The sequence below is a fragment of the Bacillus sp. JJ1532 genome (genome assembly GCF_036965085.1).
In the GTDB taxonomy this organism is placed as follows: Bacteria; Bacillota; Bacilli; order Bacillales; family Cytobacillaceae; genus Cytobacillus.
This window is the reverse complement of the sequence record NZ_JBALOW010000002.1, coordinates 147,839-174,419: the sequence shown is the minus strand read 5'-3', so window position 1 is coordinate 174,419 and position 26,581 is coordinate 147,839. Positions and strand designations below refer to the sequence as shown.

Genomic DNA, 26,581 nt, shown 5'->3' with positions numbered 1-26,581 from the left:
ACGATGAAAGAAAATACAAAAAAAGAAATCTTTTCTTGGATAAAATCACTCGCATTTGCACTCATAATTGCTTTTATATGTAGGGAATTCTTATTCTCGCCTACAACTGTTTTTGGAGAATCCATGTCCCCTACTTTTCTAGATCAAGAAAAGGTTGTAATAAGTAAAACGTCTGGCATTCAAAGGTTTGATGTGATCGTATTCAATGCCCCTGATGTGGAAGGCAAAAAATATATTAAGAGAGTAATAGGACTTCCAGGTGACCGGATAGAGATGAAAGATGACGTCCTTTACATTAATGGCAAAGCATTTGAAGAATCGTATTTAAAGGAAAATAAAGCTGATAATCCATTTAATAAGCTGACTGGCGACTTTGAATTGCAAGAAGTGCCTAAAGGTTCTTTATTTGTAATGGGCGATAACCGTTTGAACAGTAAGGATAGCAGGCACATTGGCTTTATTCCATACGAATCAATCATCGGAGAAGTGAAGTTTCGATTTTATCCATTTCAAGCAATTGGTATACCAAAATAAAGTATTAATACAGGGCGTTTCTACAAAAGGTAGGAACGCTTTTTTATTAATAGGCTGAAGTGGAGAGTTAGGAATTCTCTCCACTAACGGGTCCAGTTGCTATTCAGAAAACGAAACAGGGGATCCAGTTGAAGTATGCTCATTAACCCAGTCAAGAGAGACTTTAGAAACATCTTGCCAGTCAGATATCTCTGATTTATGCTGCTCCACCCAACTCATACAATATTGCGGATCTATACTCTGCTCTAGGCATTGTTCTAAGAATAATTGGATGGTTGACTCCGTACAATTTTGCCATGTTCCACAGGTGTTATGAAAAATATTTTCCATTTTCGTTTGTATAGAAAGATCATTTGTACTAGACATTGCTGCTCCTCCTTTTGTTAAAACACAAATGTCAATTGTAGTACTCCCACATTCAGTTTTTCCAAAAGTAAATAATTTATGAATTCATAAATTAAAAATGAATCATTTGGGAATTTTGCAAAACCGGCGTGATAGGTCGCTGAAGGGATTGGCCTTAAAATAACACTTAGAAAAATCTAAGAGAAAAGTAAATAAAGATATAAGGAGCCTAAATTGAATAGAAAGAAAAAATTGATAGTTGTAGGTATATTCTTTTTTTCATTGGTTGTATTCAAATTAGTTTTTCCAACATGGACACCAGATATAAAAGGAATTAATAGTATTAGCACATTACAGCAGATAGAACAAAACGTTGAGTAGAAGGCAGAATAGCAATATATTTAGAATTGAAGCAGCGGCCAATCTCTTTGATGATTGACCGCTGTTTTTTATGCAAGTTTTTTATACATCACAATATGCGGACCAATAGGAGGATAATCAAAAACTTCCCCATGTATGTTAAAGCCTAATCTATTATAATACGACTGTACAGAGGTTCTGGCATTGCACCATAAAAGGTCAAACCCCTGAGCAATTATTAAATTTTCGGCATGGGCAACAATTAATCTCCCTGCTCCTAGCTTTCTAAACTCATCTAAAGTCGCCATTCCTCGTAAGCGATATTGCATTTCCATAGAAAAATCAGGATTCCTTTCGACACAAAAGGACGCAATACTGATTAGTCTGCCATGAGAAAATGCTCCAACATGAAGCGCACCAGGTTCATGGTCTGTATCATATTTACAGTCCTCAATCGTTTGATGTGGACGCAGAACAGTATGTCTAGTACTATAAGTCATCTCTGGCGTAATTCTTCTAACCTCTAACATTTTTATCCTCCGATCTTTTTAAAACTATAAATAAATAATTCTCTAACCGATCTAGTAATCCTGCTTCTTATTAAATGGGAACTGCATGGAAGAGTTGTGGAGGAGATAGAAAAGTGATTAAAAATAACTACTATTGAAAACTACGAATGTGGTATAAGGGGAGGAAGATTGCGTCCTTTTGGATATTTATTAAGGATTTTTATTAAAGTTTTAAAAAATACTAGAGCAAAAAAACTCCCTCGCCGTCTCAAATTTCATACTAATGGGTGGTTAGGCAACCAACTTTAGCAGCCTGACGGCAAAGGGGCAAGGGGACGTTATATTTCCGTTTTTAAGATCTGATCAATAATTTTCTTCTCCAATTTCGCTAAGGATGGAGCGGAAAAGTCTCTTGGACGCGGGGCAGTATTTTTTATATCTAACGTGATTTCTCCATCCTCAATGAGGAGGATTCGATCAGCGATTTTTACAGCTTCTCGAACATCATGTGTTACGAGTAAGGAAGTATAGCCTTGATTCAGCCAAAGGTCTTCAATCAAATTTTGCATTTCCATTCTTGTTAACGCATCCAAGGCACTTAAAGGTTCATCTAGTAATAATAGAGAGGGCTTATGCACCAATGCTCTTGCAAGTGCAACCCGCTGCTTTTGACCGCCGGAAAGTGTGGATGGCCATTCGTCTTTGAAAGATAATAACCTGACAGCATCTAAAGTTTGTTCTGCTTTTTCTTTCCAAATTCCTTTTAATCCAAGACCGACATTATTTATCACACTTTTCCATGGCAGAAGGCGAGAATCCTGATACATCATGGTGGCACTAGACTTCGATTCTTTAACAGGCGTATCGTTAAAATAAATTTGACCTGATGTAGGCTCCTCTAACCCTGCAATCAGCCGCAGAAGCGTACTTTTGCCACCGCCGCTTTTACCGACAATGGCAACAAATTGTCCCGCCTCAATTTCTAGTGATACATTATTTAAAACTGTTTTTTCTCCAAAACTTTTTTCGATATTTTTCAAGCTTATATGAACGGCATGATTATTCTTATTTAAAGTCTCCCTAATTACGGGCTCATGCATAGCCATTATTTAATCCCTCCAATCATTAACGAACATAGCTTTTATGCCAGCTGAGGGCCTTCCTTTCTCCCCAACGAGCGAGCATATCTGCCAATTTTCCAAATAATGCATATAAAATAATCGTAATGATGATAATATCTGATTGCATAAACTGTTGGGCTGTCATGGCCAAATATCCAACACCTCTTGTAGTAGCAATCGTTTCAGCAATGATTAATGTTAGCCACATGACACCGAGAGAGTATCGCAAGCCTACAAAAATAGATGGAAGGGCCCCCGGGAACAATACGTTTTTAAATAAATCCCATCCTTTTAAACCATACATTCTTCCCATTTCAATCAATCCTGCATCCAGATTTCTGATTCCATGAAGAGTATTGATATAGACTGGAAACATGACCCCGATGGATACGAGAAATATTTTTGCACCTTCGTCAATCCCAAACCAAAGAATGACAAGAGGGACCAAAGCAAGATTAGGAATATTTCGGATCATTTGTAAGGAAGTATCGGTTAACTGAAAGGTGAGATTAGATAATCCATTTGATATTCCTAATACAAAACCGATTCCTCCTCCGATCAATAAGCCAATAAGGGCCCGTGTTAAACTGACCTGCATATGGTAGAAGAGTTCTCCAGAAATAATTAAGTTATAGGCGCTAGTTAGAACTGTAAGTGGGGAAGGCACGAGCTGGGTGGAGACGATCCCAGTCTTTGAGAAAAAATGCCATCCAATCAAAACCAAAATCGGGATAAACCATGGCAATAGACTCTTTGATAACTTTGCTTTCATGTTATTTTCCTTTCCGCAAAATTAGCACGAGCAGATCTCTACTTACCTACATTTTGGGCTACATCAATTTTTTCTGGTATTAACCCAATTTCATAATAAACATCTGCTTGCTTTTGCTGTGCATCAATGATTTCTTGATTAATCTTTTCGGCATCATAATCTCTGCGAGCGGTAGCTCTATCAATGATTTCTTCCTCAATTCCTAACATTTTAGATACAAGTTTAACAACCTCTGGCTTATTCTTATTGGCCCACTCATCCGATTCATCAACGGCTTCAATAATTTTATTAACTAATTCAGGATGTTCTTCATTAAATTTAATGTTTGCAACATAAAAGGTTCTGTTCGGATACCCATAATCTATTTCTTCAGTTAGGTTGATTGTATCTAGCTGAATTTCTGTTCCGGCTAAGAAGGGATCATAAGTTGCGAATGCATCTAATTTTTTTGTTTCAAACGCAGTACGCCCTTGAGCTGCATCAGATAAATAAACCCATTCGACATCATCAAGGCTAATCCCGGCTTCTTTTAATGCTAAAATGGTTAAGTAATGATGATTACCGCCTTTATTTACCCCAATCTTTTTCCCTTTTAAATCGGCGATTGACTTTATTTCTGAATCTTTATGGACGAGAACGCCGACTCCTTCTGGGTTAGGCAGGTCTGCTCCTACATAAACAAATGGTTTATTTCCTGCCTGTGCAAAAATGGTAGAACCGTCTGATGCATGACCGAAATCGATATTTCCTGTAAAAAGAGCTTCTAATAAGGGGCCGCCACCGTTAAATTCTTTCCACTCAATTTCATATCCCTCATCTTTAAGTTTTTTCTCTAAAAATCCGCTTTCCTTTAAAATATTTAAGGTATTGCCCTTTTGATATCCAAGTCGAATGACTTTGCCTGTTTTCTCACTGTTTTGATCTTTGGTTTCTCCTGTTGTTGTCCCAGTACTTGCTGATCCACAAGCGGTTAACATTAACAATAATCCGAAAATAATCGCTAATAGGCTGAAGTTTTTCTTTCTGGTGCTCATTCTCATACTCTCCTTTAATCAATTAGTGACTTACTAGTTTAATCCGATAAATTTTATCGGGTTAGTGGAGTTAAATTGTATTGTAATGGATATATTTAGAAAATTCAACACCCTTTTTTGACTATTTTAAAAAGGAGTTCAACTTAAGGTAACGAATAATTTGTAATAGATGCTTTTCGGAAAGCTTAATAACTATATGAAATTGGAGTGGTTTAATTGAAGAAAATTTATTTGATCCGTCATTGTGAAGCAGAAGGGCAGCCGCCTGAATCAAAACTAACAGTTAATGGTTTGAAACAAGCGTTAGATTTATCTGAGTTTTTTTCCGAAATGAAAATCGATCGAATTATTTCAAGCCCATATAAGCGTGCGATTGAAACTATAGAACCACTTGCCAAGCGATTAAATATAGAGATTGAGCTTGATAGAAAATTGACAGAGCGTATACTAAGCACCAAGAATCTTCCTGATTGGCTAGAAAAACTAAGAACAACCTTTGATAATATGGAACTGGAATTTGAAGGCGGCGAGTCTAGCCAAGCTGCAACGGAACGAATCCTTGAAGTGGCAGAAGAAATTTTTAACGGTGAAAAAGAAAATACGATCGTTGTGACACATGGGAATTTAATGTCTTTGCTTTTAAAGTATTATAAGAACGATTTCGGCTTCGAGGATTGGAAAAATCTTAGTAATCCTGATGTATTTCTCTTGAAATATGAAAATAACGAAGTCACGTTTGAGCGGGTATGGAAGTAAAGGGGCAAAAAAAAACTATGCTCCGCCAATCTCCTTAGCCTTTTCTTAATTGGGGCTTATTGGTGGCTAAGAAGACTGCTATCTTTATTTTGCGGTACAGAGGGAAGTACGGGTACATCCCTAAACCATATTCCTTATTTAAAATTGCTTAAACAAAAAAATAAAACGGCTATCACATTAACACACGAAAAATGAATGGATACCGACTGTTCGTATTGAATAGAGTGATGTACGATCCACCAACCCTTATAGATTTTCGGAAAAACATGTTTTTAAAGTTAAAAAGCGAATAAAAGAAGACAGAATGGGATCCAGTTTCCTCCGATACGCAGAGTAATTTATGCATGGTTGTAAAGGTTTTAAAACCCTTGAAGAAGAATTAAATTATAAACGAGATGAAGGGATGAGACAATGGCTATGGAGAAAACAGCCATGATTTTGGCTAAATCATTAAAAGAAGTGGGTATTGATTATGCATTCGGCATTCCTGGAGGGGAAGTACTTGAAATCCTGGAAGCTTTTCGGAAGGTAGGAATTGAATTTATTTTATCAAAGCATGAGATGGGGGCCGGGTTCATGGCGGATGCCTATTATCAATTAACGGGCAAACCAGGCGTGCTGATTTCCACTCTTGGACCGGGTCTAACAAATACGGTCACACCGGTAGCCAATGCCTTTTTGGACCGTTCCGCCATGATTGTCATCACAGGGGAGGTAAGCACTAATTTAACGGGTGTATACACACATCAGGTCCTTGAGCAGCAAGACATACTCAAACCGATTATCAAATGGTCAACAACATTGGTAAATGGTTCAGCAAGTCAGGCCATTTGGAAGGCTATTGAAATTTCCACATCAGGAGTGCCAGGACCTGTACATATCAATGTGCCTACAAACATTGCCGGGATGGAACAGAAATATGTATCTATAAAGCGGAAGGTGGCATTTCCAGTAGATCCCTCCAGGGAAGCGGTGGATGCGTTTATGAACTGTCTTGTTGAGGCGAAAAGACCCGTTCTTCTTGCCGGGGTAAACATTCGAAAGGAAGAGGCATCAAGCATCAGGGAGTTTTGTGAAAAATGGCGTATTCCGGTAATCACAACGTATAAGGCAAAGGGGGTCATTCCCGAATATGATGCGATTAGTTTCGGGGGGACAGGGCTAAGCCCTTCGGTGGATAATCAGCATTTTCAATTATTGCGGGAACATGCTGACCTGATTTTGACGGTAGGATTTGATCCTATTGAATTACGGAGCGATTGGAATCTATCTTGGGAGACCAAAACAATCAATGTCGATACGATTCCTAACCAATATCAATTGATCCCAGTGGATATGGAGTATGTTGGCGAAATTGGCAGGTTCTTTATTAAATTGAATGAAGCACAGCAAACAGTACAAAGTAAATGGTCGGATGAAGAACTGTTTGCTTACAAGGACGCCATTAAAGATAGAGTGAAACCGAAAGAGGCAGTCGGACTTAGCCCTTATGATGTGGTGTCTGAAACAAGGAAACTAATGCCAGAGGATGCTATTGCCATTGTGGATACAGGCAGCCATCGAATTATGCTAAACCACGTATGGGAATGTTATCATCCAAAGGAACTTTTGCAATCCAATGGGTTAGGGACAATGGCATATGCCCTGCCAGCAGCCATCGGGGCTCAGCTTACGCATCCTGACCGACAAGTAGTTGCCTTTATGGGGGATGCTGGATTAGATATGATTACGGGAGAATTGGCCCTTTTAAATCAATATCAACTTCCAGTTACACTCGTTGTTTTCCGGGATAATATGTTGAGTTTAATTCGTTTAAAGCAGCAGCGAATGGGTTATGAAAGTACGGGAGTCGAATTTATCGCTCCTGCCTATGATCAATTGGCAAAAGCCTATGGCGGTATAGGTGTGGTTGTAGAGAATGTTAATGAATTACGTGAGGCTGTTAAAATCTCACAGCAGAGTGAACGATTTACTTTAATTGAAGCCAGAATTAATCCTAGTGAATACCATGATCAAATGTAAGGTTATTATATTCCATCCATGATCCTAGAGGACAAGATTCCAAAAAGAGAAGCTCTCACAAACTCTATTAAACACGTGACGCAGTTTAATAGAGTGTAATTTATATAATTATTCCAAAATAGTGCCCTTTTCTGTAATAACGAAAAAAGTCCAATTTCTCCCTTTTAATACGAAGAAATTGGGCTATTTCTATTGTTAGCTATTAAATCTTTTATTATGTTTAACATGTTTAGATTTAGGGTTACTAAAGAACATTAAAGAACCTGCAACTACTACGCTTCCTATAAGAGCCTCCCCTGGAAATGCATAATCTGCCATCCATTTAAGCTCTTTTAGTCCAAGTGTTGCTTGAGGGGAGACCATCATCCAAATTCCGATTGCAAAAAGAATATAACCTAAAACCTTCATTTTATTATTCCCCCTTTGAAATTAGGATGACTTTCTAGATTGATTTATAGATAGAGTAGGTACTGTATTCATAGGTGCAAATCGATCTTGTACCATTGCTCCAATTAGACCATCATCTGTCGTATTGACTGCAGTACAAATCATAGGGATAAAGCCAGAGTACATGGTAATAAAGGTTGTGATAAATAACGTTGGATCTGGCACTTGTAGAATGGTAGCTATAACAGGAGACATGAAAAATCCCGCCCCCCCGGGAACGCCCGGTGATTCTAAGCCCAAAATCCACATAGGTAACACTAATAATAAAATTTCAGATAAGGAAAGTGGGATATCCATCATAGCACAGGTCGTTACAGTCACAATTAATACAGCCATTGTAGAAGTACTTTTATTTAATACTGTGCCAAACACAACGGATGTCTCAGCGAATTCTGGTTTTAATTCTAAATCTCTTTCAGCTGAAATAATGTTAACCGCCAGTGTATCATAAGACCCCCCGGTCCCAAAACCTGTTGAATAAACTGTAAAGTAATATTTCCATATTTGTTTCCATGTTCTTTTGGAGATAATCTTTGTCAATACAATGATCAGGAGTGTCCATGTTGTAGCTAACATAAATACCCAAAGGACGGTTTTACCATAATAGGCAACTCCTTCAGTCCCAAACTTTAACGGAATGTTAATTGCTAAACATCCAATCATAATTGGATAATACCAAAGTAGCCACTTAAATGCTTTTAAAATATAATCGCTAATAACCATAATATTTCTTGCAATTGGCTCAAATTTTTTGTTAGTCGCGACTATCCATCCAACTAGTACGGAGGCAATTAAAATCTGCAATAATGGTTGCTGGGTGATAATTGTTTTAAATGTACCTAATATACTCATTATAAATGTAGAGAATCCTGCTACTTCCGCACCTTCTGTGGTAAAATCCAGACCTGCAACTAAAAAAATAAATAGTGCAGCATATCCTACAGCTACTAATCCTAAAACCAGGTATGACGCAAAGATTCTACCAAACAATTGGCCAGCCTTATCTTTATGAACCATAATTAACTTTACTGCTGCTCCGGATAGTAAAAAAAAGATAATAGCTGTAGCAAATGTTACGATGCCTTTAGGAAAATACTGCCCGCTTAGAGCAAGACCATGTACCACGGGATTGTCAGGTACAAATAAACCAAGTGAAAATCCAATTGCTAGAGTACTGAAAACCCAAAACGGATATGGAACCCTTTTAAAAAAATTTTGATCATTTTTTTTTCTTGTCATAGAAACCTCTCCTTTACGAGGATAAAGAAGGTTATAAACTATGTCTGATTACCCCGTTTTTAATGGTTTTGTAAATTCAATGGCCCTTACCTAAATACATAAAAAAAGTACTCCTGAACTTTCTTCAATCCTGTACACATTCAATTCTTTTATTTTTGAAGTTAGAATAAAACCTCCTCGATTTTAATGTAAACCTTTACAAATCTCAGTGGCCTAGACACCCAGCCACCCTTCTTTTATTAATTATATTTAAATTTTCAAAAAAATCAATATATTATCCGTTTTTTGAGCATAAAGTATCAATACACTTTGATTATAATCATAGAGGTGAAATGTTGTTTGTATATAAAAAATAGCATATATAGTGTTAAGAAAATATTGAATTTTCATTAAAATTGTGATTAAATGAAATTATTGGTTGGGTCATTGGGTTATTAACGTTTGATGAACGCAATTATCAAATCAATCTATTTCTAAAGAGATTTTTCCGCCTGTTCGGCAATTTGTATTGATTAAAAATAACCAAATTATAATTTTAGTTTGAAACCTGTGATTTTTAATGATTATTAGGATCTGATCTTATTGTTATTGCCAGGATGAATAATATCGTATTTTATGTAGCTCAAACCTAGATGAGTTTAAGGATTAACCAAGAATTAAATTAAGGGAGTTCAAACATGTATGTAACTATGTTGTTAATTGGTTTTTTATCTGGAATGATTACGGGCTTGTTATCAATTGGGGGAGGAATTATTGTAGTCTTTATGCTAATGTTTGTTTTTCCTTTGTTGACAGGTAAAACGTTCCCGATGCACACGATAGCTGGCTTTTCTATTATGCAAACTTTTTTTTCAACGCTTTCTGGTGGATTTTATTATATACGGAACAAACTTGTCGAACGGAAAATAGTCTTAATCATGGGAATTCCAGCGTTTATTGGCGGTATGATAGGGGTTCTATTAGCTTCCTATTCCTCTGACTTTCTTTTACGTACCATCTTTGCTTTTCTGGCTGTAACGGCTGCCATTGTAATGCAAATCCCCTATAAATCAAATGAGGAATCGGAGCCGTTTAACTTTACCATTTTTTCAACCATTCTAACTGTACTGGCCTGTTTTATGATAGGGATTTCAGGGGGATTAGTAGGAATTGCGGCGGGATTTATTTTTGTTCCACTTATGATTTTTGTTTTCAAGATTCCTATAAAAAATGCAATAGGTTCCAGTCTACTTATTTGCTTTCTTTTAGCAGCGGGGAGTTTGATTACTAAACTGAGTATCAGCTCCATTCCTATAGGTTATGCGTTTATGCTGATTATAGGGGGAATCGCTGGTGCCCAAATTGGCGGACGTATAACAAAAAAACTAAATTCAATAACATTAAAGAGAATTGCGGCGTACTTAATTCTGCTTGTAAGTATAAAGCTTTTCTTTGATATTTATTCTTGAGCAAAAAAGAAGAAAATAAAAACGTACAGTTCAAAGAGCTGCACGTTTTTTGCTTTTTATTAAAGTATGGATAATTTCCCTTAAGTAACGTTAAAGAAGTTCATGATAATCAAATAGCCGCCTGTAAATAGTAGAATCAGATAGGAAATCAATCGAAATGTGCCCTGACTGACCTTCTTAAAAAAGAACTGCCCCAGCAATATACCTAAAAAAAGCGCAGGAATGGAAATAAGGGAAGAAGTCCAAGCGACTGAACTCGTACCGCTAAATATGATTTGCAATATTAAGCTAATGAGATAGACAAAGAGATTGTAGACTAATGGAATATTCCGAAAGCTATCTTTATCCATTGCACTCCCAGAAAAATAAAGCAACAGAGGTGGACCGGGTATTCCCATGCTTGTCGTTAGGAGGCCAGATATTCCACCAGTCAAGATGTCCATTTTCTTTGTTTGCTTGATGGTTAATTTTAAAATAAGAAGAACCGTGAAAATCAGAATCAGTACACCCACGATGATCTTTAGCAGGGTGACATCCAAATAAAGATAAATCGGAATTCCTAAGAGAGCACCTACACTACTTCCTTTTATTAAACGTATTAACAGGGCTTTATCGATTTCTTTTCCTATTTTAAAGATCATAAATATGGAAAGACAAAGGGAAAGAATAATACTAATTTGAATCGCCGTATGCACGGGATAGATCAAGAACAAAAACGGTGTACTCACAACTGAAAAGCCGTAGCCCGTACTTGTTTGCAGCAAAGAAGATATTAGGACAATCAGGAATAGGAATATCCAACCTTCCTCCATAAAATGCCCCCCTTATTATTTATCAAACTGTAAAAACCTAGAAGTAAAAGGCAAGAATCCTATTCAAAATAGGATTTTTGCCTTGATCCGTTCATTTCTCCATGTCTAAATTTGATTTAATATATTATCTAGATTTGCTCTTGCAATTTCCTTAATATCCTTGTATTTATTGTTCCCATGAGAATCAATAGAGACAATTAAAGGCCCAAAATCCTTTACCCTGAACTTCCATATGGCTTCAGGCATCAGATCTTCCCACCATACATCTTCAATGGCTTCTACTTGTGTCGTCTCCAATGCTGCCGATCCCCCAAGGATAGAGAAATAACAGCCATTAAAATCAACACATGCCTGACTCCCATCCTCGAGGAGTCCTCCTTTTCCAATAATGACTTTCATGCCATAATCTTGCATTAATCCCCTAGTAAAACGATCCATACGATAGCTTGTAGTCGTGCCAATGCTCACCTTTTCATAGGTACCGTCATCTAATTTTCTGACTCCCGGGGCCGTATGGAGACCGATTGATCCTTGTAATTGTGGAACAAGGTCAGCTGGCAGTTCCACCTTCTTATCAAAAAGGCGAATTAGATTTGCATCACGGATTCCGAAAATGATCCCATCTAAAGTGACTGTATCCCCTGCATATAATTTCTTAATATCTTCATCTGTCAACGGAGCTTTTAATCTATAATGTGCCATAGTACCCCTCCAATTGGATTTATTAAACCGTGCAATCCTAAAGGCAACTAAACGATTATTCTATAAAATTATTAAAAAAGGATAATAATTAGGAGTAAGCTGATAGCTCCCATGATAATGGATGAAATTAAACCAACCATTAAGGGGCGTATCCCTACAGATTTAATCTTTTTTAAATCAGTTCCTAAACCTACACTGGCCATGACCATTAAAATGACGAATTTAGCGATGAAAGTAGTGGGCTCGACAAAGCTGGTTGGCAAAGGGAAAAACGTATTTATTGCAGCAGCTCCAGCAAAAAATAATATAAAGAAAGGAAAGACTTTACTCATTTTTACTTTATTTTGATCGGAATTCGCCGTTTTGTTTTTAATAGAAATAAAAATTGATAATAGGACAGCAACTGGCACTAGCATTAATGTTCTAATCAATTTAATAACCACGGATGCATCTCCAGCTTCTGTACTGTAGCTATAACCAGCTGCGACAACAGAAGAGGTGTCATGAATTGCTGTACCTGCCCATGCCCCGAACATACTATCTGGCATGGAAAGCAAATGGCCAATAATTGGATAGATTAAGACAGCTAATACATTAAAGGCAAAAATTGTGTTAACTGCATAGACAATGTCCTCATCTTTTGCTTTAAGGATTGGCCCTGTAGTGGCAATTGCTGTGGCCCCGCATATTCCAGTCCCTAAACTAATGAGCAAAGGAATATTTCCTTTGAGTTTAAATAACCTTCCGATGAAATAGGTTAGGCCGATACCAAGGATGACTGCAACTAATACGATAATTAGCGTATTCATTCCAAGTTGGAAGATTTCAGAAAAACTAAAACTAAAGCCAAGAAGAATAATGGCCAGTTTTAATAACTTTTTAAGAGTATAGCCGATTCCAGGATAAAATTCCTCGGGAACCACAAGAAACTGTCTCATGAGGACTCCGATAACAATGGCAATGACAGCCCCGCCGATCAGGGGAAAATCCTTTCCTAAAGAATGGGCGATTATCCCAATAACAAATGTTAAACCAATACCTGGAAGACTTTTTGACTTTATAAATGGTATTTTCGAATTCGGGACTGCGGATTTTTCTAATTGAAGCTCGCTACTCATTTGAAAACCTCCAACTTAAATAGTGACTATCAGTAATATCTGTGGATGAAAGGAATAAGGTTTTCTTTTACTCAATTTCATCTCCCTAATTTGGGGATGAAATTGAGCCTAAATTGGTGACTTTTTAAAAAATCAAATGAACCATTAGGTAAAATTATTAAGATAACTTTTTGGGAAGACTTATTAAAATGAAATTCTAGGATCTTCCCCTAGAGTGAAGGTAGCTCTCATTCTTCGTGCAGGCCAACACATCATATTGACAGCTACAGGGTTACATGTCATATGCGTATCTGCTGCTTCAATGTGGACTGCTAATGCTGTCGTACTTCCTCCTAAGCCTTGTGCACCCAATCCCAATTTATTTATTAGCGTAAACAGTTCCTCCTCTAGTTTCCGTACATTCGGATCCGGATTAGGAGAACCAACTTCACGTGCCGCAGCTTTTTTTGCAAGTGCAGCACATTTGTCTGCAGTTCCACCGATTCCAATTCCCACGATTGTAGGAGGACATGGATTGGCGCCAGATTCAAACACACACTCTAAGACGTATTTTTTAATCCCTTCAATACCGGCGGCGGGCGTTAACATTTTTAAATAACTCATGTTTTCAGAACCCGATCCCTTAGGAACAATTAAAATTTCAATTTGATCGCCTTCCACAAATTCATAGTGAATAATAGGGACTTGGTTTCCGGTAGAAGTGCCATGGTTTTTTCTTGTTAATGTGTTTACAATACTGCTTCTTAATGGATGCTCCAGCGTTGCCCGTTCCGTTCCTTTTCTAATTGCCTGCTCTAGTCTTAGACCATCAAACCGCACTTGATTTCCTACTTTTACAAAGTATACAGGAATTCCTGTGTCTTGGCAGATTAATAATTTTTGATCATCTGCTGTGGAAACAGTTTTGATGAGTGTTGCTAGAATCTCTTTACCACTTTCTAATTCTTCATTTTCGTAAGCTCTTTCTAAGGCAGTTCTAACATCAGGCGGTAAATCCTTAAGGGATTCAATATAAAGAGTTTTGCAGGATTCCTCGACTCTTTTATAAAAATCTTTGTCCACTTCCCACACATGCTTATAATCGGCAGTATAATCGGTAACTGTCATAGAAAACACTCCTTTTCTTGTTATTTGGAAGCCACTTCGATCTTATATCCTTCAATTCTTGCCACATCGATACGGGTTTGTTTAGTTTTTTCTACATGATAGCGGGGTTCTCCGTCTTCACCCTTGGTCACAAATATATTGCTTAGCCATTGTTCATCATTGCTTTCCTGATAATCCTCTCTGTAGTGAGAGCCTCTGCTTTCAGTACGCATTAGGGCACTAGCCGTAACCATCTTGGCTATCGTTACCAGATTTCGAACATTTAAGAATTCTTGCCATGTTAGATTATAGTGTCGTGAACCTTTAACGGATACACGCTCAATTCGATTTTCTAATACTCTAAGTTCGCTTAAAGCAATCTCTAGATCTGTCCCATTTCGGACCAAACCAACTTTTTCCCACATTAAGTTTTTCAAATCATTACGAATATAAAAAGGATTTTCTCCTTCCACATTACTAAAAGGCTTTACAATATCGTCAATAAAGGATTGAACTTGGGCATCCGATATTTTTCCATGAGTGCCGATGGTATGAATATAGGAAACGGCCGCATCGCCTGCTCTGGCACCAAATACAGTTGAGTCACAAACGCCATTTCCGCCTAGGCGGTTTGCTCCGTGTACTCCACCTGCATCCTCTCCAGCCACAAATAATCCGGCAATATTCGATTCACAGTTGTTCGTTATCCTTACCCCTCCCATATGAAAGTGGGCTGCTGGGGAGATCTCTACTGGCTCCGTGCTTAAATCCCTACCAACATCCCGGCATCGTTCTACCATGCCAGGGAACATTCGCCGTACATTTTCTTTCCCAAGATGGGATACATCCACATATACTCCACCCAACGGAGTTCCGCGACCTTCCATAATTTCCATATAGGCTGCTCTTGAAACCCGATCTCTTGTAGAGCGCTCCATACGTTCCGGATCGTAATTTTTCATAAATCTTTCTCCAAGAGAATTGATTAAGTAGCCCCCAGCTCCGCGAAGGCCTTCTTCCAGAACTCCACCATTTAACCGTGAATTCTCGGCAAGCAGTCCTGTTGGATGGAATTGCATCATTTCCATATCCAAAAACTCTGTTCCAGCTCGGTAACACATAGCCATTCCATCTCCCGATTTCTCAAGGCTAGGTGTTGCAATCTTGTACATGGTGGCGGCACCGCCCGTCCCAACAATAACAGCTTTACAGTGAACGACAATAAATTCGCCGGTTCTCATATTGAGCATTAAACACCCAGCTACTCTGTTTTTTTCTTCATCAAATAATATATCAATAGCCCTTACTTCATCCCACGCGGTGACGTTTGGTTTAGCATAAAGCTGATCACGCATCCGAGAAATAATTTCAATTCCTGTTAGGTCTCCCTTGTGAACAGTCCGGTCGAATGTTTGACCAGCAAAGGGTTTTTGGTGAATCGTTCCATCTTCATTTCTATCAAAAAAGACGCCCATTTTTGTTTCTAACTCTCTTATTCTTTTAGGCGCATCATTTACTAGCGTCCATGCCAGCTCCTGATCATTGATTCCGCCCCCGCCTTTGATCGTATCCTTAAAATGCTTTTCAAATGAATCATCGGGATGAAGTACAACATTATAACCGCCTTGTACCATACGGGTACACCCGCTTTTCCCTATTAAACCTTTTGCTGAAACGATAATTTTTGTATTGGGATCCTGATCAGCTGCATGATGAGCTGCAAATAAACCAGCACCGCCACTTCCCAAGATTAGAATATCTGTCTCTACGTGTTCCAACGAGTTCACCTACTTTGTTTTAGTGAAAATTTATATAATAATATGTTACTAGGACACAATGACGTAAAACATGAAGGCACAGAAAACCGCACCAATAACGGTAAAAATAGTAAACACACTTCGATTATCTTTTACAATACCGAAATCGATTAGGATCACCCTAAAACCGTATAAGGCATGGAAAATTAAAGCAAATATTAAAAGAGCATCTAAAAAGGCGTTTAAGTGTAAGGCAGAGAAAATTCCGATACCTGGAAGTTTTCCGACCATTGCATAACCACTATAAATTTTTAATGGTAAACAGAATAATAGGATCAATGCAGTAACTCTTTGAACTAACCAGGCAATATAGCCAACAAAAGGACGTTGTTTCACCCTTACTTCTTGAACATTTTTACTTGTTTGTAAACTAGTTGAAGCCATTCCCCAACCATCTCCATTCGTTATGTTTAATTACCACTTCAAACCAATAGCCCTTTTCAATTGTTTCGTTTTGATTTTTTGGATTGTAGCCATTGGTTTAATTCCTTTTGGACAAACTTCTACACAAGCACTAAATGAACGGCAGCCAAATGCCCCATCTGTTTCTACCACCATGTCTAGCCTTTCCTCTCTAGCTCCATCTCTTTCATCTGCAATCAAATTGTAAGCTCGATTTAAGGCGGCTGGACCGATAAACTCATCGACACCTCTAAGTGAAACTGTATTACAGGATTGAAAACACAATCCGCAAGTAATACAATCTTGATTTTCATCTATGATTTCTCGTCTTCCTGATGATGGAGGAATAATAGCGAACTCATCCGTATCTTCTTTTGGAACAAAATAAGGTTTTACCTTCTCCCAATTTTGAAAGAATGTATCCATATTGACGGCTAAATCTTTTATTACGTCCATGTTTCTCATAGGTTGAACTAATATTTTATCCCCTAAATGTTCAATTTTAGTTCGGCATGCTAAACGGCCTCGCCCATTAATGACCATCCCGCAGGAACCGCACATTCCCAGTCGGCATGCACACCGGAAAGATAAACTAGGATCCTGATCCTCGACGATTAAAAACAAGCTATCCAATACCGTCATATTTTTTTTGGCTTCAATTTGAAATGATTCATACTTAGGCTCATCATCAGTTTGTGGATCAAACCGCATAACTGTTACTTCAACATCCTTCATAATCAGTACCCCCAATTTGTGTGGCAAATTAAGAACTTACTTCTTCTATCCTCCTTTTGATCAGTGATATGGATAGAACCATTGAAATTCTCCCCAGCCTCCGGAATCATGGCATAGTGACCCAACCAATATAAATTTATTAAATCACTATTTAGGTTATTATTCAATGTTTTTAAAATATTTTGACTAATATTATTTCAAATAAATAAGGAAATGTAAAATTTTAAAGTATCCATAATAATTAGTCATTTTTTGAGTGTGATGTTAAAATTAGAATAACGAGGTTGGGTCACTATACCGGATTGCTGGCCCGACGAATGGATCACAGATAAGAAATTCTTTATTAGTGGCTAAAGAAGTAGAAAAGGTTTTAAAAGGGATTCCCTCTATAGGTGTATATGATACTCAATTTATAATTTTTAGAAAATTAAATATTTTCTATTGACTATTAAAGAATTTGGTGTTTTAATAAAATCATAAATAAATTGGTTGGGTCACCACGCCAATATAAGGAGGCTTTTAAATGGGAAACAATGGTCAATCAAGTACTCTTACGGAAAAGCAGGAAACAAAGCCTGTAAGCACTCATAAGTTCCTAATCCATCATAGAGGTGATCATGTAGGTGTTGCTACTAGCCCGATTAAAGAGGGAGAGCAGGTAGTCGGCATTTATATGGATGATAATTCAGATGTGTTAGTAACAGCTAAAGGGGATATTCCTTTAGGCCACAAAATTTCTTTAGTCAATCTAGAAAAAGGTGAGCCTGTCTTAAAATATGGCGTTCAAATCGGTATAACGACAGAAGAATGGACAATTGGCGATTATGTTCACACACAAAATATTAAAACGGCGAGGTGGTAAAAATGGGACAACAACTTTTTGGATATCGTAGAGAAAATGGTAAGGTTGGAATTCGAAATCATGTAATTATATTGCCTGTTGACGACATTTCAAATGCGGCTTGTGAAGCAGTTGCGAAACAAGTTCAAGGAACATTGGCTCTTCCTCATGCTTATGGGAGACTTCAATATGGACCAGATTTAGATTTACATTTTAGAACAATGATTGGAACTGGCTCCAACCCGAACGTAGCTGCTGTAGTAGTAATTGGTATCGAGGAAAATTGGTCAAAGAAGATTGCGGATGGTATCGCTGAAACTGGTAAACCAGTATCCTACTTCTCTATTGAAGGAAATGGGGATTTAGAAACTATTCGGGCGGCATCTTGGAAAGCTAAAGAGTATGTTCAATGGGCGACAGAACTACAAAGAGAGCCAATCGAATTAAAAGATTTAACAGTTAGTATAAAATGCGGGGAATCTGATACAACAACTGGTTTAGGTTCCTGCCCAACTGTATCTCAAGCTGTTGACCGCTTAGTTGATGCAGGAGCGACAGTGTTCTTTGGTGAAACATCAGAGCTAACAGGAGGAGAACATTTGATTAAGAATCGAATGGCTACTCCAGAGCTGGAAGAAAAATTCATGGCAATCTATAACGATTATGTAGGAGAGATTGAATCAAAAGGCGTTGATTTATTAGGATCACAACCTACACAAGGAAATATTGCCGGAGGTCTTTCAACAATTGAAGAAAAAGCTCTTGGTAATATTGCAAAAACAGGAACGAAGCAAGTCATTGGTGTATTAGAACCTGCTGAAAAACCTTCAAATGGTGAGGGGCTATATTTTATGGATACATCTTCTGCAGCAGCGGAGTGTATCACCTTGATGGCAGCGGCTGGTGCTGTATTACACTTGTTCCCTACAGGACAAGGAAATATCATCGGCAATCCGATTGAACCTGTCGTTAAAATCACGGCAAACCCTATTACGGCTGGCACTATGAGTGAGCATATTGATGTTGACGTCCAGGGATTACTAGCTCGTCAGATTTCATTAGAAGAAGCTGAGGATCAGTTAATGGAAATGATTGCTCGTACTGTCAATGGCCGACTTACAAGTGCAGAGGCACTAGGGCATAGAGAGTTTGTTATGACAAAATTATATCGCAGTGCCTAATCTCTCCCCTCTCCCTACACATTATGCGTAGGGAGAGTGCTTTTTTGACCAGAAACTTTTAGTACAAAACCATTGACTAAATTTAAAGGGGCTAACGTATGAATACTTACAGTAATGCTGATCTTAAAGGATTTTGTGACGATGTATTAGTAAGTATGGGGATGAATAAAGAGAATGCTGCAGTAGTTGCAGAGGCGTTGCTATCAGCAAATTTAGAAGGTGTTGATAGTCATGGAATTAGTAGACTGCCTATCTATTCTAAACGCATCAGCGATGGGAGGATCAATCTGAATCCAAACATCCAAATAAATATGAAAACCCCCTCTGTTTTATTAGTTGACGGGGATAATGGACTAGGGCATGTTGTCAGTTATCAAGCCATTCAAAAAGGGATTGAAGTGACGAAAGAAACGGGCATTACAGCAATAGCCGTTAAAAATAGCAATCATTTTGGAACTGCCTCCTACTTTTGCCAGCTGGCATGTGAACAAGACCTTGCTTGCATTGGATTTACAAATTCACCTCCTGGAATTGCGCCTTGGGGGGGGAAACATGCTTTTTTCGGAACTAATCCGATTGCATTTGGATTTCCGACTGGAAATGACCAACCTGTAATCATTGATTTATCGACTAGTATTGTAGCAAGAGGAAAGATTATTTTAGCTGCCAAACAGGGGGATCGTATCCCTGATGGGTGGGCGATTGACGAACACGGTCTTCCAACAAATGATCCTGTAGCTGCTTTAAAGGGATCTGTTCTGCCTTTAGGTGGAGCGAAGGGAGCAGCTTTAGCTTTAGCTGTGGAAATTTTGACTGGAGTCCTTTCAGGTGCTGCCTTCGGGCCACATGTGAAAAATCTGTATGATGATAAAGAAATAGGACAGGCAAATGTGGGGCACTTTTTTATTTTGTTGGATATTGCGAAGTTTATGGATATAACCCTCTTTTTTAAGTCACTCGAAACTCTTTTAGGGGAGATGAAGGCAGTTCCGAAAGTACCTGGAACAACGGAAATTAGATATCCAGGGGAAAGAAGAAAGAGAGAGAAGGAGCAACGGCTTTCAGAAGGAATTCAATTATCAACAAACGTAGAAGAGGAATTAATCGAATTAGGCACTAAGTTTAACGTAGGGTTTCCAACACCTATAGCCCTAGAAAATACTCAATAGTCTAAGGAAGGCTGTGTGATTAGTGATTAAATCAGAACAGCCTTTTATTTTATTTAGGGGAGGCGGTGTTGATTGAATGCTGTACACTTTCTAAATGGTCTTTCATTAATTGTTGTGCGACCGTAGTATTTTTTTGTTTTATTGCTTGTAATATTTTTGAATGTTCCTGAACAGATTGTTTGACACGGCCAGGGATTTGAATAGATTTGTTGCGAGACTCTGATAGTAAATCAATTAAAAAATTCATGATTCTCATGAGCACTTCATTTTTTGAATTATTAGCTAATGTCATATGAAATTTATGATCTAATTCGGCAAGGCGGTTATAATCAATTTCGCCATTTAATATTTCATTTGCTTCATTAACAATTTGTTCTAATTCATTAAATTGATCGTCACAAGAATTTTCAATAGCCCATTTTACAGTCCATTCTTCAAGAATTTTTCGAACAGCAAAAAAGTCTTTGATTTGATCAGATGAGACAAAAAAGGCTTCAGTCATCTTTTGAATTTGATGTTCAGGTGATGCCACAAATACCCCTATTCCATGTTTAACAGTGAGATAGCCATAGGCCTCAAGTATTTTATAAGCTTCCCTTACTGTATTTCTGCTTACAGAAAGCTCAATCCCCATATCTCTTTCGCCAGGAATTTTATCTCCAACCTTATAAACCCCTGCTTGAATCCTTTTTTTAATACTATCAGCGACTTGTTCAGAAACTCCTTTTCTATTAAGTTGCATCTACTTTTCAACCCCCTATCATAGCTATTTTGTATTTATATAAAAATATTTCAATGGCTCAAACATGTTATTAAAACATTATATATAGAAGTAATTACCTTGAAGGAAAAATTTCATTTTATCCTATTGGACAAGCTGAAAGCGTTTTCAATTGAACTTAACGTATTGTTCCATTTTATTTGCTGGGTTATATAGACTGGGTGACCCAACCAATATTCCTTACTATAATTAAACCATTTTAAAATGAACTAATCAACAAAATTATTAAACTAAGGAAAAGTAATACATTATTGTTGTGTAGTAAAAAAAATTATCAACTACAAATGATGCCGAAACTAAGAAAAGAACGAATCAACTTCTCTTCCATAGGATATTGATTACTTATTTATACTTGTGGGTTATTATACCAAAACATTGGCAAGTCATCCACCGCACTCGCAAGATCACTATACGGGTCTTTTAAATATCTGCTCGTTTTCGCATAAATGGGAGCCTCAAGGAAATGGAAAATATATAAACCCAAAACACATCATTCGTAAATGGCGTGTTTTGTGTTTTTTCTACTATCTTTCAGAATAGAAGTGTTCCTATTTGGTTGGAAAAAATTCTATATAAGTAAGAGAAGCTTGCTATCATACACAGATTTCCATATTATTATATTAATATTCAAATTTTTCAAACATTCCCTAGTAGGAGGTGGCGTTATCCAAAAACAAGTCAGGTTCTTTTATTTTATATTTAGTCTCCTTTTATTTATGTCATTATCACAGCGTTTAGTATTTGCTGAAGAGAAAACATATAAAATCGCCGGGGAATGGGCTCTTCCTCCTTTTTCTTATATAGATCAACAAGGGTCATTGACTGGAATAAATATTGAATTAGTAGAAAAAATCGCAGATGAAAATGGGCTTACTTTTGAATACATACCGATGGAGATTCATGAAGCGGAACAGGCATTAATTAATGGTGAAGTAGACGCGATTGCAGGGCTAACATATAGCACCGAAAAGGATAAAGTATTTGATTTTACTCAACCCTTCTTTACGATGTCAGATTCTTTAATTATCCCTATGAAAAGTTGGGATAAAGTTAAAAGTATCGAGGATATTAGGGACTTGCATATTGCTCTGCAAGATAATACCCCTGTTCTTAGCACGATATTAAATTTAAGGAATACGAATCTTACTTTGGTGACAAATCACTACTCGGGTCTTTTGATGCTTCTAAATGACCGAGCTGAAGTTTTTATTGGGAATAAATTTACGGCTTCCTTCTTTTTAAAAGAGCTTGATCAAGAGGAAAATTACCTTATTCTTGATGAAGTCATTAATCCAGCAGATTATGCTATAGCTGTGAAGGAAGGGAATGAGGATCTGCTAATAATCATTAATCAAACGCTTACAAAATTAATGGCTAAGGGAGAAGTAGGTAAATTAATTGATGAATGGGTTAGACCGGAAACCGGAGCTAAAATTGCTCGTTTAGAACATTTTATCTTCTTATTATCTATATTTCTATTGATTGGTGCATTCATCCTCAGTGTCATCTATATTTGGAATCAACGGTTAAAAGAAGCAGTGAATATTCAAACAAAAGATCTCCAGCTATTAAATGAAGACTTACAAAAACAACGGCAACGAACTGCTGATAGCTATGCATTTAAAGAACAAATTTTAAATAATATAGACACGGGCATCGTTGCTTTCGATATTGATTTTAAGATAACGAGCTGTAATAAGCGGGCATTGGAAATTCTCGAGCTTCCCGCCCATACAAAGTTCAACCTTCAGCATTCTCCCATTTTTTTGAAGCTTTTTGAGCATTATCGTTTTGGACAAGCTTTACAGCAAGAAAGCCTTGAATTTAATCGCTTTATTGAAATAAATGATAATGGGGAACGCAAGGTAATCTATTATTCTCTAAATAAGATGTTTAACTCACTTGAAAACCAGGCAGGCTTTTTGCTCTCAATGAGCGATGAAACAGAAAAAAAGAAACTCGAACAAAAGCTAATTACACAGGAGAAGCTCCACGCCCTTGGCCAGTTAGTAGCTGGTGTAGCTCATGAAATTCGGAACCCATTAACGTCCATTAAAACCTTCATAGATCTGATCCCAAGGAAATACAATCAACCGAAATTTCAAAAGGTACTTATGGAGCATTTACCAGAGGAAGTGAACAGACTAGATAGAATTGTGACAGACTTAATTGATTATGCTCGTCCTAGTTTACCTAATATTCAACCCTGCACCGCCCTCGAGTTGACATCCTTACTAGCTATATTACAAGTAACCATGAATGAAAATCAGATTGAATTTGAACAATGCATGGAACCCGACCTTGTTTTTAACATTGATCCTCAGCAAATTCGCCAAGTCCTTCTTAATCTATTATTAAATGCCATTCAAGCAGTAGAAGAAACAGAAGTGAAGAAAATAAAAATCATAATGGAGAAAGAGGATGTCGAGAAGGGGAGAATCATCATTAGGGATACAGGTAAAGGAATGGAGCAAGAGGACCTAAACCGTATTTATGAACCATTTTTTACTACAAAGGGAAAAGGAGTCGGATTGGGGTTGACCTTATCCTACAATTTAATAAAAGAGAATAATGGAGATATTCAAGTTAACAGTATTCCTAATAGAGGAACGGTATTCACAGTTGTATTGCCTTTATATCAAAAGGAGGAGATTCAGAATGAAGCCAAGAGTACTGGTAATTGACGATGAACAAGCCATTTGTACTTCACTTAGCTTTGCTCTTGAAGATGATTATTCCGTTATGACCACAACGGATCCGGAGAGAGGCATACTCATGGCGGAAAAAGAATCAGTGGATATTATACTGCTAGATCTGCGAATTGGGCGTTACAATGGGATGGACGTTCTGCAAAAAATTAAACAAAGAGCCCCAAGAGTGACGGTCATCATGATGACCGCTTATGCATCAATTGAAACATCCATTGAAGCAATCAAAATGGGTGCCTATTATTATATTGAAAAACCAATTAATATCGAAAATCTATTATCGCTATTATTAAGGGCCACTGAGTTTAATCAAATGTCTACTAAGCTAGAAACACTTCATGAAGAGCTAGAAGAAAGGAAGGAACTTAAAGACTTCTTAGGAAATAGTACGGCTATGAAATATGTATTTTCGATGATCGATCGCATTAAAGATATCGACTCTTGCGTCTTGATTACGGGAGAAAGCGGAACGGGGAAAGAACTTGTAGCAAAAAGGATTCATTATTCAGGGAAGCGTAAGGATGGCCCATTAGAAATTTTGAATTGTGCAGCCATTCCGGAAAACTTGCTTGAATCTGAATTGTTCGGTTATGAAAAGGGAGCTTTTACAGGGGCAACACAGCCAAAGGAAGGGAAATGGGTCGCAGCAAATGGAGGAACTCTTTTTCTTGATGAAATTAGTGAGATGCCCCTACCGCTTCAAGCTAAATTATTGCGTGTCATTCAGGAGCGTGAAGTGACACCTCTAGGTTCTAATAAGAAGATCCCATTAGATGTTCGTATTTTATGTGCTGCTAATAAAAATCTTGAACAAATGGTCAAAGAAGGGAATTTCCGAGAGGATTTGTATTTCAGATTGAACGTTATTCCTATTAATACACCGCCGCTAAGAGAAAGAAAAGAGGATTTGCCGCTGCTAATTGATTATTTTTTGCAAAAGTATTGTAAGGAAATGAACAGAGAAAATAGATCTTTTTCTGCAGCTGCCCGCAGGCTTTTACTAGACTATCACTATCCGGGAAATGTGCGGGAGCTTGGTAATATCATTGAATACTCAGTAGCGCTCTCTTTGAATTCAGTCATTAATGAGGGGGATTTGCCCCATTCCATTCTTGAGCAAAAGAAAGGGGATGGAGGTATTTCTAATGATTGCGAAAAAAATATCGTCATTCCTATCGGTCTAACAATGAAGGAAATTGAAAAAAAGGTGATTTCCGAAACGCTAAAACATTCCGGAAAACACCGTCAAAGGACGGCCCAGACATTACAAATTTCTGAAAGAAGTCTCCGGGACAAAATTAAACTATATGATATTGAAAAATAGCTTAATAAATAAAGTGAAACTTCAATCAGTGGGGGTTTTCCTTCATCCCCCACTGATTGTTAGTTGAACCAATCGGGCCTTTACGGGCTGTTGATCCCCCACTTAGAAATTTTTTGTTTTACTCAACTTCTTGAAGTGGGGGTCTTACAGCCCGTTAATCTACGATAAATTTGGTAAACCGGCAAATTTTGCTGAAAACAGCGGCAGAATTTGCCGGTTTTATTTACAAGAAAATGATTAATATTATGAAAACGCATACAAATACAATAATCTGAATATTGGCACGGTAATTGCAAGTGTTATTTGTATGAAAGGAGGAAAGTCATTGAAAACAGGGACGCTTATTAAAATCTTGTTCCTTTTAATATTTCTTTTGATTGGGTGTATAAAGATCAAACAGGAATTATTTTCAACTGAGGTTCAACCAGTTCCTCTGCTATCAGAGAAAGTTACAGGAAATCAAACTACATTAGTTATTGCTACTGGTGATATGTCAGGTGTGTATTTTCCTATGGGGCAGGCTATGGCAGACTTATTTCGAAAGTATGATGGAAAAGCATCTGGAACACAAGTGACGAACGCTTCGATTCAGAATACAAAACTAGTAAGTCAGAAACAAGCTGAGTTAGGATTCAGTACAGTGGATGTGCTTGCATTACCAGAAATTAATAAAAACGAAATTCTCGCCCTTACTGGAATTTACTCTAATTTCATCCAAATTGTCACGACCAATAGTGATATTAAAACCTTAGATGATTTACGAGGGAAAAGAGTAAGTGTAGGAACAGTCGGGAGTGGAACAAAGCTAATGTCTGAAAGGGTCCTGAAGGCTGCCAATCTAGCAAGCAATGAAATGGATTTATCTGCTCTTTCATTCACACAATCGGCGGATGCTTTAAGAAATGGAACGATTGATGTTGCTTTCTTTTCTTCTGGTTTACCGAATCCTGTGATTGCAGACCTTGCTTTAGAGATGGAAATTTCACTTGTTCCAATTTCAAAACAAATTGCTGACAGACTTCATGAAGAGTTTGAATTTTATACATTCGATGAAATAAGCAGTCAAACTTACGAAGGCGTGGAGAGTACACCTACATTAGCAGTAAAAAATGTACTTCTTACATACCCAGATTTGCCTAAACAAGAAGCTTATCAAATGGTAAAAACGTTATATGACCATTTACCAGAATTGCAAAACGTTCACCCAGAAGCAATGGAAATCAAATTAGCTGAAGCTACTGTAGGGATTCCAATAGATTTCCATCCTGGAGCAAAACAATTTTTCGAAGAAATCATCCGTTAAAATACTAAATTTACA

The 26,581-nt window shown here is 37.5% G+C and carries 25 protein-coding genes; 10 read left to right on the top strand and 15 right to left on the bottom strand.

Annotated elements, in window-relative coordinates:
- Positions 1-3: 3 nt before the first annotated feature.
- On the top strand, positions 4-534 hold the full coding sequence (gene lepB / locus V7122_RS01210; protein WP_335525550.1) for a signal peptidase I: 531 nt from the start codon (positions 4-6) through the stop codon (positions 532-534).
- Between the two features lie 99 nt (positions 535-633).
- Here lepB and V7122_RS01205 read toward each other — a convergent pair whose 3' ends face one another.
- The 5 genes from V7122_RS01205 to V7122_RS01185 form a co-directional block, all read right to left on the bottom strand.
- The gene (locus V7122_RS01205) at positions 634-900 is read right to left on the bottom strand and encodes a hypothetical protein (RefSeq protein ID WP_335525549.1); all 267 of its coding nucleotides are present in this window, start codon (positions 898-900) and stop codon (positions 634-636) included.
- Positions 901-1,328: 428 nt separating this feature from the next.
- Positions 1,329-1,769 (bottom strand): GNAT family N-acetyltransferase, encoded by a 441-nt coding sequence (locus V7122_RS01200; RefSeq protein WP_335525548.1) that lies wholly within the window; start codon positions 1,767-1,769, stop codon positions 1,329-1,331.
- Positions 1,770-2,086: 317 nt separating this feature from the next.
- On the bottom strand, positions 2,087-2,854 hold the full coding sequence (locus V7122_RS01195) for an ATP-binding cassette domain-containing protein (RefSeq protein WP_335525547.1): 768 nt from the start codon (positions 2,852-2,854) through the stop codon (positions 2,087-2,089).
- A 19-nt stretch (positions 2,855-2,873) separates the two neighbouring features.
- Positions 2,874-3,641 (bottom strand): ABC transporter permease subunit, encoded by a 768-nt coding sequence (locus tag V7122_RS01190; RefSeq protein WP_335525546.1) that lies wholly within the window; start codon positions 3,639-3,641, stop codon positions 2,874-2,876.
- Between the two features lie 38 nt (positions 3,642-3,679).
- A complete protein-coding gene (locus V7122_RS01185; protein WP_335525545.1) occupies positions 3,680-4,675 on the bottom strand; it encodes an aliphatic sulfonate ABC transporter substrate-binding protein in 996 nt (331 codons plus the stop codon).
- 216 nt (positions 4,676-4,891) lie between these two features.
- Between V7122_RS01185 and V7122_RS01180 the strand changes: the two genes are divergently transcribed.
- A complete protein-coding gene (locus V7122_RS01180) occupies positions 4,892-5,431 on the top strand; it encodes a histidine phosphatase family protein (RefSeq protein WP_335525544.1) in 540 nt (179 codons plus the stop codon).
- Positions 5,432-5,842: 411 nt separating this feature from the next.
- Positions 5,843-7,453 (top strand): thiamine pyrophosphate-binding protein, encoded by a 1,611-nt coding sequence (locus tag V7122_RS01175; protein WP_335525543.1) that lies wholly within the window; start codon positions 5,843-5,845, stop codon positions 7,451-7,453.
- Positions 7,454-7,648: 195 nt separating this feature from the next.
- Here V7122_RS01175 and V7122_RS01170 read toward each other — a convergent pair whose 3' ends face one another.
- The gene (locus tag V7122_RS01170; RefSeq protein WP_335353407.1) at positions 7,649-7,861 is read right to left on the bottom strand and encodes a hypothetical protein; all 213 of its coding nucleotides are present in this window, start codon (positions 7,859-7,861) and stop codon (positions 7,649-7,651) included.
- 21 nt (positions 7,862-7,882) lie between these two features.
- A complete protein-coding gene (locus tag V7122_RS01165) occupies positions 7,883-9,139 on the bottom strand; it encodes a dicarboxylate/amino acid:cation symporter (RefSeq protein WP_335525542.1) in 1,257 nt (418 codons plus the stop codon).
- 677 nt (positions 9,140-9,816) lie between these two features.
- Between V7122_RS01165 and V7122_RS01160 the strand changes: the two genes are divergently transcribed.
- Positions 9,817-10,587 carry a sulfite exporter TauE/SafE family protein gene (locus V7122_RS01160; protein ID WP_335354243.1) on the top strand — a complete coding sequence of 257 codons (771 nt, stop codon included), beginning with the start codon at positions 9,817-9,819 and terminating at the stop codon, positions 10,585-10,587.
- 80 nt (positions 10,588-10,667) lie between these two features.
- On the opposite strand, the gene V7122_RS01155 is transcribed toward V7122_RS01160, so the two are convergent.
- The 7 genes from V7122_RS01155 to V7122_RS01125 form a co-directional block, all read right to left on the bottom strand.
- Complete coding sequence (locus V7122_RS01155; protein WP_335525541.1) at positions 10,668-11,399, bottom strand: sulfite exporter TauE/SafE family protein; 732 nt, start codon at positions 11,397-11,399, stop codon at positions 10,668-10,670.
- A gap of 105 nt (positions 11,400-11,504) precedes the next feature.
- The gene (locus tag V7122_RS01150; RefSeq protein ID WP_335354245.1) at positions 11,505-12,101 is read right to left on the bottom strand and encodes a fumarate hydratase C-terminal domain-containing protein; all 597 of its coding nucleotides are present in this window, start codon (positions 12,099-12,101) and stop codon (positions 11,505-11,507) included.
- A gap of 71 nt (positions 12,102-12,172) precedes the next feature.
- Entirely contained in the window at positions 12,173-13,219 is a 1,047-nt protein-coding gene (locus tag V7122_RS01145) for a YeiH family protein (RefSeq protein ID WP_335354246.1), read from the bottom strand.
- Positions 13,220-13,402: 183 nt separating this feature from the next.
- Complete coding sequence (locus V7122_RS01140) at positions 13,403-14,326, bottom strand: fumarate hydratase (RefSeq protein ID WP_335354247.1); 924 nt, start codon at positions 14,324-14,326, stop codon at positions 13,403-13,405.
- A gap of 20 nt (positions 14,327-14,346) precedes the next feature.
- A complete protein-coding gene (locus V7122_RS01135) occupies positions 14,347-16,092 on the bottom strand; it encodes an FAD-binding protein (protein WP_335525540.1) in 1,746 nt (581 codons plus the stop codon).
- 39 nt (positions 16,093-16,131) lie between these two features.
- Positions 16,132-16,506, bottom strand: coding sequence for a hypothetical protein (locus tag V7122_RS01130; RefSeq protein ID WP_335525539.1), 375 nt, complete (start codon positions 16,504-16,506; stop codon positions 16,132-16,134).
- Positions 16,507-16,536: 30 nt separating this feature from the next.
- Complete coding sequence (locus V7122_RS01125; protein ID WP_335525538.1) at positions 16,537-17,259, bottom strand: succinate dehydrogenase/fumarate reductase iron-sulfur subunit; 723 nt, start codon at positions 17,257-17,259, stop codon at positions 16,537-16,539.
- A 523-nt stretch (positions 17,260-17,782) separates the two neighbouring features.
- On the opposite strand from V7122_RS01125, the gene V7122_RS01120 reads away from it, so the two are divergent.
- The 3 genes from V7122_RS01120 (at position 17,783) to V7122_RS01110 (ending at position 20,450) form a co-directional block, all read left to right on the top strand.
- Positions 17,783-18,121, top strand: a complete 339-nt coding sequence (locus tag V7122_RS01120; protein WP_335525536.1) for a UxaA family hydrolase — start codon at positions 17,783-17,785, stop codon at positions 18,119-18,121.
- Between the two features lie 2 nt (positions 18,122-18,123).
- Positions 18,124-19,281: a UxaA family hydrolase gene (locus tag V7122_RS01115; protein ID WP_335525535.1), complete on the top strand. Its 1,158-nt coding sequence runs from the start codon at positions 18,124-18,126 to the stop codon at positions 19,279-19,281.
- A 98-nt stretch (positions 19,282-19,379) separates the two neighbouring features.
- Positions 19,380-20,450 carry an Ldh family oxidoreductase gene (locus V7122_RS01110; RefSeq protein ID WP_335525532.1) on the top strand — a complete coding sequence of 357 codons (1,071 nt, stop codon included), beginning with the start codon at positions 19,380-19,382 and terminating at the stop codon, positions 20,448-20,450.
- A gap of 49 nt (positions 20,451-20,499) precedes the next feature.
- On the opposite strand, the gene V7122_RS01105 is transcribed toward V7122_RS01110, so the two are convergent.
- On the bottom strand, positions 20,500-21,192 hold the full coding sequence (locus V7122_RS01105) for a FadR/GntR family transcriptional regulator (protein WP_335525530.1): 693 nt from the start codon (positions 21,190-21,192) through the stop codon (positions 20,500-20,502).
- A gap of 755 nt (positions 21,193-21,947) precedes the next feature.
- On the opposite strand from V7122_RS01105, the gene V7122_RS01100 reads away from it, so the two are divergent.
- The 3 genes from V7122_RS01100 (at position 21,948) to V7122_RS01090 (ending at position 26,566) form a co-directional block, all read left to right on the top strand.
- On the top strand, positions 21,948-23,915 hold the full coding sequence (locus V7122_RS01100; RefSeq protein ID WP_335525528.1) for a transporter substrate-binding domain-containing protein: 1,968 nt from the start codon (positions 21,948-21,950) through the stop codon (positions 23,913-23,915).
- Positions 23,890-25,263 carry a sigma-54-dependent transcriptional regulator gene (locus tag V7122_RS01095; RefSeq protein WP_335525526.1) on the top strand — a complete coding sequence of 458 codons (1,374 nt, stop codon included), beginning with the start codon at positions 23,890-23,892 and terminating at the stop codon, positions 25,261-25,263. The genes V7122_RS01100 and V7122_RS01095 overlap by 26 nt, the downstream gene beginning before the upstream one ends.
- 325 nt (positions 25,264-25,588) lie before the next feature.
- Positions 25,589-26,566 carry a TAXI family TRAP transporter solute-binding subunit gene (locus V7122_RS01090; RefSeq protein ID WP_335525524.1) on the top strand — a complete coding sequence of 326 codons (978 nt, stop codon included), beginning with the start codon at positions 25,589-25,591 and terminating at the stop codon, positions 26,564-26,566.
- Positions 26,567-26,581: the final 15 nt, after the last annotated feature.

Coding starts and splice junctions, on each gene's coding strand:
- lepB (WP_335525550.1), top strand. CDS start 4: ATGAAAGAAAATACAAAAAAAGAAATCTTTTCTTGGATAAAATCACTC.
- V7122_RS01205 (WP_335525549.1), bottom strand. CDS start 900: ATGTCTAGTACAAATGATCTTTCTATACAAACGAAAATGGAAAATATT.
- V7122_RS01200 (WP_335525548.1), bottom strand. CDS start 1,769: ATGTTAGAGGTTAGAAGAATTACGCCAGAGATGACTTATAGTACTAGA.
- V7122_RS01195 (WP_335525547.1), bottom strand. CDS start 2,854: ATGGCTATGCATGAGCCCGTAATTAGGGAGACTTTAAATAAGAATAAT.
- V7122_RS01190 (WP_335525546.1), bottom strand. CDS start 3,641: ATGAAAGCAAAGTTATCAAAGAGTCTATTGCCATGGTTTATCCCGATT.
- V7122_RS01185 (WP_335525545.1), bottom strand. CDS start 4,675: ATGAGCACCAGAAAGAAAAACTTCAGCCTATTAGCGATTATTTTCGGA.
- V7122_RS01175 (WP_335525543.1), top strand. CDS start 5,843: ATGGCTATGGAGAAAACAGCCATGATTTTGGCTAAATCATTAAAAGAA.
- V7122_RS01170 (WP_335353407.1), bottom strand. CDS start 7,861: ATGAAGGTTTTAGGTTATATTCTTTTTGCAATCGGAATTTGGATGATG.
- V7122_RS01165 (WP_335525542.1), bottom strand. CDS start 9,139: ATGACAAGAAAAAAAAATGATCAAAATTTTTTTAAAAGGGTTCCATAT.
- V7122_RS01160 (WP_335354243.1), top strand. CDS start 9,817: ATGTATGTAACTATGTTGTTAATTGGTTTTTTATCTGGAATGATTACG.
- V7122_RS01155 (WP_335525541.1), bottom strand. CDS start 11,399: ATGGAGGAAGGTTGGATATTCCTATTCCTGATTGTCCTAATATCTTCT.
- V7122_RS01150 (WP_335354245.1), bottom strand. CDS start 12,101: ATGGCACATTATAGATTAAAAGCTCCGTTGACAGATGAAGATATTAAG.
- V7122_RS01145 (WP_335354246.1), bottom strand. CDS start 13,219: ATGAGTAGCGAGCTTCAATTAGAAAAATCCGCAGTCCCGAATTCGAAA.
- V7122_RS01140 (WP_335354247.1), bottom strand. CDS start 14,326: ATGACAGTTACCGATTATACTGCCGATTATAAGCATGTGTGGGAAGTG.
- V7122_RS01130 (WP_335525539.1), bottom strand. CDS start 16,506: ATGGCTTCAACTAGTTTACAAACAAGTAAAAATGTTCAAGAAGTAAGG.
- V7122_RS01125 (WP_335525538.1), bottom strand. CDS start 17,259: ATGAAGGATGTTGAAGTAACAGTTATGCGGTTTGATCCACAAACTGAT.
- V7122_RS01120 (WP_335525536.1), top strand. CDS start 17,783: ATGGGAAACAATGGTCAATCAAGTACTCTTACGGAAAAGCAGGAAACA.
- V7122_RS01115 (WP_335525535.1), top strand. CDS start 18,124: ATGGGACAACAACTTTTTGGATATCGTAGAGAAAATGGTAAGGTTGGA.
- V7122_RS01110 (WP_335525532.1), top strand. CDS start 19,380: ATGAATACTTACAGTAATGCTGATCTTAAAGGATTTTGTGACGATGTA.
- V7122_RS01105 (WP_335525530.1), bottom strand. CDS start 21,192: ATGCAACTTAATAGAAAAGGAGTTTCTGAACAAGTCGCTGATAGTATT.
- V7122_RS01100 (WP_335525528.1), top strand. CDS start 21,948: ATGTCATTATCACAGCGTTTAGTATTTGCTGAAGAGAAAACATATAAA.
- V7122_RS01095 (WP_335525526.1), top strand. CDS start 23,890: ATGAAGCCAAGAGTACTGGTAATTGACGATGAACAAGCCATTTGTACT.